The sequence below is a fragment of the Selenomonas ruminantium AC2024 genome, from assembly GCF_000687995.1.
GTDB classification, from domain to species: domain Bacteria; phylum Bacillota; class Negativicutes; order Selenomonadales; family Selenomonadaceae; genus Selenomonas_A; species Selenomonas_A ruminantium_B.
This window is the reverse complement of the sequence record NZ_JIAC01000001.1, coordinates 1,026,668-1,037,715: the sequence shown is the minus strand read 5'-3', so window position 1 is coordinate 1,037,715 and position 11,048 is coordinate 1,026,668. Positions and strand designations below refer to the sequence as shown.

Sequence of the window (11,048 nt, the reverse complement as noted above, 5' to 3'; positions counted from 1 at the left end):
GAAGGCTATTATCATTTATGTGCTAAGTTCACTGCCAGCTCTGCATTATGAGCGGCCATATCCCGCAGTTGGGCGAGAAGCTCGCCATTCTTCTGCCGGAAAGTCTGTTTGTCATTCCACTTGCGGCGGATTTCCACCATCAGTTCTTCGGCGGTAACATCCTTGAGATTGCCCACAGGCTCTTCCCCAATGGAGGCCAGGAAGCGGTCAATCTTGGGGTCATAGGAGATGCCCAGCATGGGAACCCCCATAACACCGGCAAAAATCAAAGCATGCAGGCGAATGCCCAGCATCAAATCCATATTCCCTACCAAGGACAGGAACTCGCTGGTGGTGTACTCATCTTTGAGCACCGTGCATTCCTCTTTGGTAAGAGAGGCGATAGCCTGAGCCGCCTTCACATCATCCGGGAACTGCATGGGGATGAATACCACCCTTGCGCCCAATTCCCGCACCACCATATCGGAAACTTCCGCCAGCACTTCCTTATAATGGCGCCAGCCCTGCCATTCCCGCACGGAAATGCCCAATACAGGCTTGGCCCCATCCGCATGGTAGGCCTTGAAGATGGCCCGGCCGGCTTCCTTGCCTACAGGATGGATGGCCAGCACCGGGTCAGCGGTACATTCGATAATGGTTTTATGAATTCCCAGCCGGGCCAGTTCCTTCAGAGAACCTTCATCCCGGACGGTGATTAAGTCCACATGATTGCCCAAAAAGCGCATGGCCATTTCCGCCACACGGCCGATAATCGGGCCGATGCCCTGCGCATAAAGCATGACCTTGGTGCCCAGGAAATGCGCGAGCATGATGATGAACATATAGTAATAGAGGCTGCGGCGGCTGGTGACGTTTTGCAGGAGACTGCCGCCACCGCTAATCAGGAGATCCGCCTGCCGCAGTTCCTTGATGATGGCGGGGAAACCCAGCCAGGAGATAGCATCCACTCCATGACGCTTGCGGGTATCCTCGGGGTCGGCAGAAATCACCGTAATATGAAGTTTTGGGTCCAGGTCACTGAGGACTTCCAGCATTGCGGAAAGCATTGCCTCATCCCCGGCATTTTTCGAGCCGTAGTAACCCGACACGACGATTCTGCTCATTACGCTGACTTACGCTCCTTTGCTCGTGAAATAACAGTCTGCCACAGCTGTACCAACATCATGGCGACGGCGCCGATACCGGCACCTAAGACAATGCCGCCAATGCCCCGCATAAAGGACATGAATACAGGCGTCCGCATATGGGCGAAGGTTTCTACCATGGAGCCCTGGCCGATGGTGGCAATGAGCACCAGGCCGAAGAAAATCATGGTGGGCCACTTGCGCCAGAAAGCCATAACCGCCATGAGGAAAGCCGGATGGCCAATCATCAGTTCCTTGGTACGGGGGCGGGCATAAAGGGCCTGTTCCAAAAAGGCGCGGAACTTGAGTTCGGCTGCCGATACCGGCATACCGGAGGTATGACCGCTGCGGGCCACAAAGACCACCCCGGCAACGAGTACCAGGAACAGCACGAACAGCGTCTTGACCTTCACAGGCATATCCATGATTTTTTTGAGCTGATTCAGAACGCCGTCTGTATCATCCATACGGCCGTCAAAGATATCAAAGCGCTGCAGGAAGGCAATGCCCACCAGAATCAGCGGCAGGACAAAGGTCAGCTTGATGCCACGGAAAATCTGGAATTCAAGCAGATATTCCGTATCCGCCAGCGATGCAGACAGGTAAGCCGCACCGATATAAGACAGGGTGCCCGTTACCAATAGAGCGATAATGCCCGTGATGAGCATCTTGCCAAAGCCCAGCGTAATTTTATCCCGCAGATGACGGATTCGGTCCAACTGGAAGATAACCGCCAGTGCCGGGAACAGGTTCGCGCTGGCCAAAGCTGCCAGCACACGAATTTTGGCACCAGTGCCCATAAGAATCGGTACCATTGCACAGAGGGCAAAGATAACGAACAAAAGCCACTGCTTTTTCACTGCGGTATTGAGCGCCGGAATAACGAGGCTCAGATAGAGCACAGCTGCCGCTGCTACACCGGCCATCACCAGCGCCCGCAGGTACTTGCTGGGATAGAAGGAAGCAAAGGTACCGGCAGGCCCCACCGTATAGCCATGAGCCACCAGAATATCATGCGTATCCTTGAAATACTGCATATTGGTTTCCATCAGGCTCATATTCGGCGAGGGCTTATCGTAAATCCGCAAGAGGTCGATGCGGATATTGCGTTCTTCGTCGGTGTTAGCCCAGCGTTCCACTGCGGTGGAGATTTTCAGCTTGGGCTGCTCGTCCTTGGGAATGGCGTAGAGGCGGACAATCTTGTCGTAACCAATGCCCTTGGCGATTTCCTCCATGCCGTCCTGCTTGTAGAACTGCAGCTGGGTCACGCCTTCAATAAGACCCATGTTGAGATTGCGGGCCTTCATTTCATCAATGGTGGTCTGCAGGGACTTATTGGCCCCGAGTACCTGAGAACCGGAGAATACCACTTCGGAGATATCCATGCCGTCCAGCCGCTTGAACACAGCCTTCACATCATCTTCCGTGCACTTGTTGAAGTTGCTGGGGCGGGCGATAACGTGGAAACCGGCCTTGTTCACCGCTTCCATTTCGTCCGTAGGCATGCCGATATCCATCTTCACGAAGGACTCGAAATGGGCCTTGGCGGCCATGACTTCTTCGTCCCCGACTTTCAGCAGCTGCACTCTGTCCTTGCCTAAGCGGCGGGGCACATCTTCTTTGAGTTCCTGCCAGGTGCGGGCATCATGGCCTACGATGTAGACTTCGTTGCCCTGAATCTTCCCCTCGGCCACGAGCTGACGCCACAAGGGGTCTGTCAGCGTGCCGCTATGATAACTGCCCAAAAGCTCACTGCCGGCAATGGCCGTAGCCTTGCCGTTGGCATTGAGTTTCTTAAAGGTGGTATCGTAAACCGCCAAAGAGGTGATGCCGGCTTCCTTGGCCTTAGCCATCACTTCCTCTGCTGGCAGGCCTTCCCTGTCGGCCAGTTCCAGCAAATCCTCATAATTGGTTGCCAAATCTATCTGGCGGTTGTTTTCCTCCACGCCATGTCGGGCAAAACTAATCATAAGAGAAGCGATTAAGCCAACCATTATAATCAGCACCAAGCCCCGGTTGTATTTGAAATCCTTCATTATCCTCTTTCCACCTTATTCCACATTCTCACGTTTAGCCGTAATCACGATGGCACCATTTGTCTGCTGCACATCGCTGATTTGCATCCCCATGGGCAATCTCCCCGGCGGAGCCAGCTGAATATTGCCGAACATCTCGCCTAACTTGGCTGTGCCCAACCGGCTGTTCTTAAAGGCCAGATGCGTCATCTGAAAATAGAGCGAGCCGCTTTCTTCAATTACATTTCCCTCTAATTCAATATCCACGAGCCGCCCAAAGAGTTTGGTATTTGCTGTGGCCAGCACGCCTGTTGGCGAGATGCTGACCTGCACATTTTCCACCTTGTCCAGCTTGCGGGTCAGGACTTCCTCAAGGTTTTCCTCATCCACGACACCCTTTAATTCCAGTTTGTCTGCGGATTTCAAGGCTACTTTTCCCGCCTTGAGCAAATCCCCTATGTTCAGGCGCACGTTTTCCCCGGAAAGGCTGAGTTCCCGGAAATAGACCTGCCCCACCTTGGCCTGATGAGCCACAGCATGAAGATGCTGAATCTCACCGAGGGCCAGCAAGATTCCCGGACGGCTGTCCACCGACACCTGGGCATCACTGGTTACCATCCGCTGATTCATGCGGGTCTGCAGGGTTTCCCGCGCCAGCCAGGGAAGCAATGTCTCACTAAACACGATTATTATTATGAATAAAGCACCTGCAATAGTCAAGCCCTTTCGCAAAATCAGTGCCCCCCTTGAATGATACAAGCCTTCCCCCACTGGGGAAGGCTCATTACTTAAATTTCATGATTGGCCTTGGCGGCGAGGAATGCCCGGATGAAGGGGTCGATATCCCCGTCCATAACCGCCTGCACGTTACCGGTTTCCTGGCTCGTGCGGTGGTCCTTAACCATGGTATAAGGCTGGAACACATAGGAGCGAATCTGGCTGCCCCATTCGATGTTCTGCTGGTCGCCTTCCAATTTAGCCAGCTCTGCTTCCTTCTTCTCCATTTCCAGTTCAAAGAGCTTGGCGCGGAGCATTTTGAGGCACTGCTCGCGGTTCTGGAGCTGGGAACGCTCGTTCTGGCACTGCACCACGATGCCCGTAGGCTCATGGGTCATACGTACAGCCGAAGACGTCTTGTTGATGTGCTGACCACCGGCACCGGAGGCGCGGTAGGTATCCACACGCACATCAGCCATGTTGATATCCACTTCCACCGCATCGTCGATTTCCGGCATGATATCGCAAGCCGAGAAAGACGTATGACGGCGGGCATTGGCATCAAAGGGCGAGATGCGCACGAGGCGGTGTACACCCTTTTCCGATTTCAGGAAACCGTAGGCGTTATGGCCCTTAATAAAGAGCGTCGCGGATTTTACACCGGCTTCATCACCGGGCAGTAAATCGGCCGTTTCCACGGTGAAGCCATGGCGTTCCGCCCAGCGGCCGTACATGCGCAAAAGCATCTGCGTCCAGTCCTGAGCTTCCGTTCCGCCCGCACCGGCATGCAGCGTCAAAATGGCGTTGTTGCCATCATAGGGGCCGGAGAGCAGGACTTCGAGCTGCAGGGCTTCGAGGCCTTCCGCTACAGCGTCCAGTTCGGCTTTTACATCATCTTCCATGCTGGGGTCATCTTCTTCGAGGCCCATTTCCAGCAGGGTTTCTGCATCCTCATGCTTGGACACCAGGGACTTATACTTATCCACGCTGGATTTTAAGTCCGCCAGTTCCTGATTGATTTTCTGGGCAGCTTCCGCATCATCCCAAAAAGTGGGTTCGCCCATCTTATATTCGAGCTCGGCGATTTTTTCTTCCTTGCGGGGAATTTCCAAAGACTCGCCCATATGGTCGAGTTTTTCTTTGAGTTCGCCTAAGCGGGGTTTCAAATCTTCTAACATGTTTTCCTTTCACACCTCATTTGGCAGTCCAAGTAACGGCTTGTCCGGGGAGTCCACCGGACTCCCGCGGCTTTACCGTTCCTTCATTATGAATACTTAATCCATCATACTAGCCATCATATATAGACTGCTAATCAGCTTAACGCCGCCCACAGCAGTTCTTATACTTCTTGCCGCTGCCGCAGGGACAGGGGTCATTGCGGCCAATTTTTTCAGCTGCTGCCTTTTTTGCCGTAGCGGTGCTGACTTCGTCACCGTGGCTGGCCCGTGCACTGCTCAAGTGGTCGGAGAGCTGCGAGCGCTGTGCCCTGATGGTTTCTTCCATCTTCTGTTTCTGGGTGACGCTGGCCTCTGCAGGCTGGCCTTTCATTTCTGCTTCCTGCTGCTGCGGCGTTATAATGCTCACATGATACATCAGGGAAGCAATCTGGTCCATGATGGCCGATTCCATCTCCTCGAACATATCAAGTGCTTCAATCTTGTATTCCACGAGCGGATTGCGCTGGCCATAAGCCCGCAGGTTGATGCCGTCACGCAGCATATCCATGTGGTCTAAGTGTTCCATCCACTTGCTGTCCACCACGCGAAGCATAACGACCTTTTCGAGCTCGCGCATATTTTCTTCGCCAAAGAGGAGTTCGCGCTGATGATAGCCCGTTTCTGCCGTGCTTTCCAGTTTTTCCTTGAGTTCATCACGGGAAAGTTCTACCAGTTCTTCCTTCTTGAGGGCACCAGCCGGAGCGTAAATCTTTTCGGCGTCCTCAATCAGGCCGTCAAGCTGCCATTCTTCCGGATAGAGCTGTTCGTTGGCATACTGGTTCATCTCTGCCTTGATGATGTGGTTGACCATGCCCATGATGTTTTCGCGCAGGTTTTCGCCGAGCAGAATCTTGCGGCGCTCGCCGTACATGACTTCACGCTGCTGATTCATAACATCATCATATTCGAGCACGTGCTTACGGATGTCGAAGTTACGGGCTTCCACCTTCTTCTGGGCGTGCTCGATGGAGTTGGTGATGATGCGATGCTCGATGGGTTCGTCCTCTTCCATGCCCAGCTTGTCCATCATGCCCGCAATACGGTCAGATGCGAAGAGACGCAGCAGGTCATCTTCCAGGGACAGGAAGAAACGGGAAGCACCAGGGTCACCCTGACGGCCGGAACGGCCGCGCAGCTGATTGTCGATACGGCGGGATTCATGGCGTTCCGTACCCACGATGAAGAGGCCGCCGAGTTCCGGCACACCTTCACCGAGCTTGATATCCGTACCACGGCCTGCCATGTTGGTGGCAATGGTAACCGCACCGCGCTGACCGGCATCGGCGATGATTTCCGCTTCCTTCTCATGGAACTTGGCGTTCAGCACGCTATGCGGAATGCCGTTTTTCTTGAGTACGCTGCTAAGTTCTTCCGACTGCGTGATGGAAGTCGTACCGATAAGCACCGGCTGTCCCTTTTCGTGCAGTTCCTTGACGAACTTACCTACCGCACGGTACTTGGCCGCCTTATTCTTGTAAATAACATCCGGATGGTCAATACGCTGCACTGGCTTGTTGGTGGGCACCACGATAACGGGCAGATTGTAAATCTTCAAGAACTCGTCTTCTTCCGTCTTAGCCGTACCGGTCATACCGGAGAGCTTGTTATACATACGGAAGTAGTTCTGGAAGGTAATCGTCGCGAGCGTCTGGGATTCGCGCTGAATCTTTACGCCCTCTTTCGCTTCAATAGCCTGATGCAGGCCATCGGAATAACGGCGGCCTTCCATGAGACGGCCCGTGAATTCATCGACAATGATGACTTCATCATTGCGCACCACATAATCGCGGTCACGCTTCATGAGCGCCTTAGCTCTGAGCGCTGCCGTAAAGCAGTGGGACTGTTCGATATTTTCCGGGGCATACAGATTCGTAATGCCCAGCATTTTTTCAATCTTGGGAATGGCATTATCGGCCGGCGCTACCGTCTTCTGCTTCTCATCAACGGTGTAGTCCTCGCCCTCTTTGAGGGTGGCTACTGCCCGGGCCATGGTGGCATACATATCCGTAGACTTGGCACCGGGGCCGGAAATAATCAGCGGCGTACGCGCTTCATCGATGAGGATGGAGTCCACTTCATCGACGATGGCATAGTTGAGCTCACGCTGTACCATCTGGTCCTGATGGATAACCATGTTGTCGCGCAGATAGTCAAAACCGAATTCATTGTTGGTACCGAAGGTCACATCGCAGCTATAAGCATACTTGCGTTCCGGGAAGTCCATATCGTGCACCACGAGGCCAACAGTGAGGCCCAGGAAGCGGTAGAGCTTACCCATTTCCTCGCTGTCGCGGCGGGCCAGATAGTCATTTACCGTAATGACATGGACGCCCTTGCCCGTCAGCGCATTGAGGTATACCGGCAGTGTTGCCACCAGCGTCTTACCTTCACCGGTACGCATTTCTGCGATACGGCCTTCATGCAGGCACATGCCGCCAATCATCTGTACATCAAAGTGGCGCATACCGAGCGTACGGCGGGATGCTTCGCGGACTACCGCAAAGGCCTCCGGCAGCAAGTCATCCAAAGTCTCGCCATTTGCCAGACGCTCCTTGAATTTTCCTGTATAACCCGTCAGCTTGTCGTCCGTCAGATTTGCCATCTGTGGCTCCAGGGCATTGATTTTTTCGACAACCTCGCGATAACGGGCAATCTCTTTATCGTTATTGTCGCCTAAGAATCTTTTGAGAAATCCCAGCAAACAAAATCACTCCTAACATTAAAAATAAACCTACCTTACAATATTAACAAAGACAGGTACATAAGTCAATTAAGGCCAGCTTATAAAAAAAGCGGCTGAACTGCTGAAAAAGACACAGTCCAACCGCCAAAGGGAATTAATTGTTGTTTATCTACGCCGAAATGCAGGATGCAGTCTTCATGCCTATAAGACCTTCCGATAAACATAGCGGGCAATCACAAGCTGCAGAGCCACGAGCCCGGCCAGCAGGCCGAAGGCTGCGTAAAGGCTGGTGGCATGAGCCAAGGCGCCGATGGCTGCAGGGCCCATGAGGATGCCCAGATACCCCAGCGTGCTCACCGCAGGCACCGCCAGGCCGATGGGCATATCCTTCTGCTTACCCAACAGGGAGAAGAACACCGGCACGACATTGGCACTGCCCACACCGATAGCGAAGAAGCCTGCGTACAGCAGCCAAGCCTGGGGCGCAAAAATCACGGCGAGGAATCCCGCAAAGGCCAGCACACTGCCGCCTAAGATAATGATTTTCTGCCCCATTTTCTGTACCAGCTTATCCCCCACCAGACGCATCGTCAGCATGGCGGCGGAAAAGACCGTAAAGCCCGTGCCCGCCATTGACATGTCAAAGCCTCGCACCGTAGTCAGGAACACACCACTCCAGTCCATGATGGCGCCTTCCACCAGAAAGGCAATGCAGGCGATAACACCCACAAATGCCACGATGCCTTTGGGTACAGCCAGCATCTTGCCACCAGCTTCCCCGCCATAGGGCAGTAAAAAGCGGGCAAAGAACAGAATCACCGTCACCATAATGCCTGTGGCAATCAAAGTAGAAACCGTGGGGGTAAATCCCAGTCCGCCTACCCAGACGCCAAACAGCCCCGCCCCTGCAAAACCGCCTACGCTCCAAAGGCCGTGCATGCCGGACATCAGCCGTTTGCCCGCAGCTTTTTCCACGATAACAGCCTGCACATTGGCCACCACATCAATACAACCCATAATGGCGCCAAAGAGCAACAATACGGGTATAGCCAGCAGGATATCACTGACCTGGCTCAGCAGGAACAGCAGCAGGGCAAAGGCAATGCTGGAAAAGGTCAGCACCTTTCTACAGCCCAGCCTTACGGCTGCCGCGCCGGACAGGGGCATGGTCAGCAGGGAGCCGATGCCGATACAGAGCAGCAACAGTCCCAAAATATCCTCCCCAATCGCCAATCTCTGGCGTAATAACGGCACCAGCGGTGCCCAGGAGGCCGCACCAAAACCGCCGATAAAAAACACGGCCCTCGTGGCATGCTGTGTCCAAACATCTGCCGGATTAAACTCCGCTTCCCGGAGTGATTGTGTCATTTCCATAAAATCCTCTCGTCGAATTAAAAATCGTGGGCTATAGGCTCGCCATGTGCAAAGGTATAGATTTTGGCGAAGCCGATTTCATTGACCAGGATTTCCCAGGCGTCGCGCATATGATCCGCCAGATATTTCGTGGAATGGGCATCGGAGCCAATGGTGATAATCTTACCGCCCAAATCCTTATACAAGCGCAAAATATCACGGGAAGGCATGGTATCATCAAGGCCGTAATGCCAGGACGATGTATTAAGTTCAATCCCCTTGCCGTCTGCGATGGCCAGCTTTAATATTTCCGCCACCATATCCCGAACCGCGGCAAAGGGATATTTGCCCTGCTTGTCATAGCGGCTGATCAGATTCACATGGGCCAGCACAGAATAATGCTTGAAAGCCTTAATCACGTTGTACATTTCCTGATAATATCGCTCATTGTATTCTTTCTGCGTCCGCCCCTGCTGAAACTCCTGATTCCAAAATTCCTTGTTCTCCACCTGATGGATGGAGAGCAAAACGAAATCCAGCTCCTGTTCATACCGGGCAAAGAGTTCCTCATAGCGGTGAATCGTCCCCGTCTGCACGCCAAATTCCAAGCCGCAGCGCAGGTTAATCTCCCGGCTGAATTCATCGCGCAAGCGGCGGAACTTGGCAAAATACGCCGGATAATCCACATTAGCCAAGGGCTGCTGCTCCTCTATGGCCAGCCCGATGCCGTCACCGGGCCGATACACGATATCGCCCTCCGTCCAATCCTTTTTGACACCATAGTCCACATGGTCGGTGATGCAAAGCTCGTCCAGCCCCAGATCGATGGCCTTTTTGACCTGTTCCTCCATCAATTCCTGGGAATCATCACTGAATTCCGTATGCACATGATAATCTGCCAGCATCTTAACAGCCTCCCTCAGCGCAAATCAATTCTCTTCCTATCTGCTGTAGCCCCGCCACATAATCCTGTGCAAAAGAGACGCTAAGCTCTACCTGCGGCAGCAATTCGCGGGGCAGTTCCTGTTGACATTCCGTCAGGATTCCAGCCAACTCGCCTTCCGTCAGTCCTTCCCGGTAAATCGCTAACCGATGGGGATTCCAATACCGCACCAGCCGGATGATTTCCGTGGCCGCCATCCGGGAAAAATCGCCTTCCTGATAGGACTCACCAGACGAAAAACGGCAGCCCACTTCCCCGGCAATACCATCCCGGCCTGTATAAAGTCTGCCACCCAGCAAAATCCCCGCTCCTGGCGGATAGCCGTGGGGCCAGTAAAGGCCGACAATGGTTTCCTCATCAGCGTTTGGGCAAGCCCTGCCGTACCCGCTCACCGCCGCATTGATATCATTGCAAAAATGGACCGGTAAGCCCAGCTTTTTTGACAAGTCAAATGTCAAAGTCAAATCCCGCAGCTCAGGATAGTCAATAACCAGCATTTTGCCTGCCACTTCCACACCGGGCATCCCCAGCAGTATCTGGCAGACTTCAGGAAATTCCTTGCTGGCTTCTTGCAGTTCCGCCAGCAAAACCGCTTCCGTAATCTCAACAGGAAACACATCCTTCTGCCAGATAATTTCCCCCAGCAGGTTTTCCACGGCCAGCACCAGCTTATCCCGGCCCTGCTCCTCAAACATATAGAGCAATAGCACCAGCTTCCGGTTGCGGCAGTAAGCAAACTTCTGGGCTGGTCTGCCGCCCGCCTCTCCAGGAACTGCCGCCTCCACTGTTTCGGCCACACCTGCTTCCACCAATTCTTTCAACAAAGCGTTGACGGTCACCACACTGAATCCCGAAGCCTCAGCTAACTGCGGTTTGGTTGCCTGACCCAAGTCCATCAGTGCCTGCTGCAGAATCTGCATATTGGCCCTGCGTATATCTTTTTTATCCATGCTTCAAACCTCAAAAAAGTGTGTTTATAAAGTAACTTTATAAACA

At 53.4% G+C, this 11,048-nt stretch carries 8 protein-coding genes; all 8 read right to left on the bottom strand.

The window, feature by feature from the left end; genetic code table 11:
* Nucleotides 1-11: 11 nt before the first annotated feature.
* Nucleotides 12-1,103 carry a polysaccharide pyruvyl transferase CsaB gene (gene csaB / locus P157_RS0104810; RefSeq protein ID WP_026760003.1) on the bottom strand — a complete coding sequence of 364 codons (1,092 nt, stop codon included), beginning with the start codon at nucleotides 1,101-1,103 and terminating at the stop codon, nucleotides 12-14.
* Nucleotides 1,103-3,160 (bottom strand): DUF5693 family protein, encoded by a 2,058-nt coding sequence (locus P157_RS0104805; protein ID WP_026760002.1) that lies wholly within the window; start codon nucleotides 3,158-3,160, stop codon nucleotides 1,103-1,105. The genes csaB and P157_RS0104805 overlap by 1 nt, the downstream gene beginning before the upstream one ends.
* A gap of 15 nt (nucleotides 3,161-3,175) precedes the next feature.
* Nucleotides 3,176-3,871, bottom strand: coding sequence for a DUF2993 domain-containing protein (locus tag P157_RS0104800; protein ID WP_051598498.1), 696 nt, complete (start codon nucleotides 3,869-3,871; stop codon nucleotides 3,176-3,178).
* Nucleotides 3,872-3,927: 56 nt separating this feature from the next.
* Entirely contained in the window at nucleotides 3,928-5,034 is a 1,107-nt protein-coding gene (gene prfB, locus P157_RS0104795) for a peptide chain release factor 2 (protein ID WP_026760000.1), read from the bottom strand.
* Nucleotides 5,035-5,173: 139 nt separating this feature from the next.
* A complete protein-coding gene (secA, locus tag P157_RS0104790; RefSeq protein ID WP_026759999.1) occupies nucleotides 5,174-7,774 on the bottom strand; it encodes a preprotein translocase subunit SecA in 2,601 nt (866 codons plus the stop codon).
* 183 nt (nucleotides 7,775-7,957) lie between these two features.
* Nucleotides 7,958-9,124: an MFS transporter gene (locus P157_RS0104785; RefSeq protein WP_051598658.1), complete on the bottom strand. Its 1,167-nt coding sequence runs from the start codon at nucleotides 9,122-9,124 to the stop codon at nucleotides 7,958-7,960.
* Nucleotides 9,125-9,147: 23 nt separating this feature from the next.
* Complete coding sequence (locus P157_RS0104780) at nucleotides 9,148-10,014, bottom strand: histidinol-phosphatase HisJ family protein (protein WP_026759997.1); 867 nt, start codon at nucleotides 10,012-10,014, stop codon at nucleotides 9,148-9,150.
* Between the two features lies 1 nt (nucleotide 10,015).
* Entirely contained in the window at nucleotides 10,016-11,002 is a 987-nt protein-coding gene (locus tag P157_RS13895) for an ROK family protein (RefSeq protein WP_051598497.1), read from the bottom strand.
* Nucleotides 11,003-11,048: the final 46 nt, after the last annotated feature.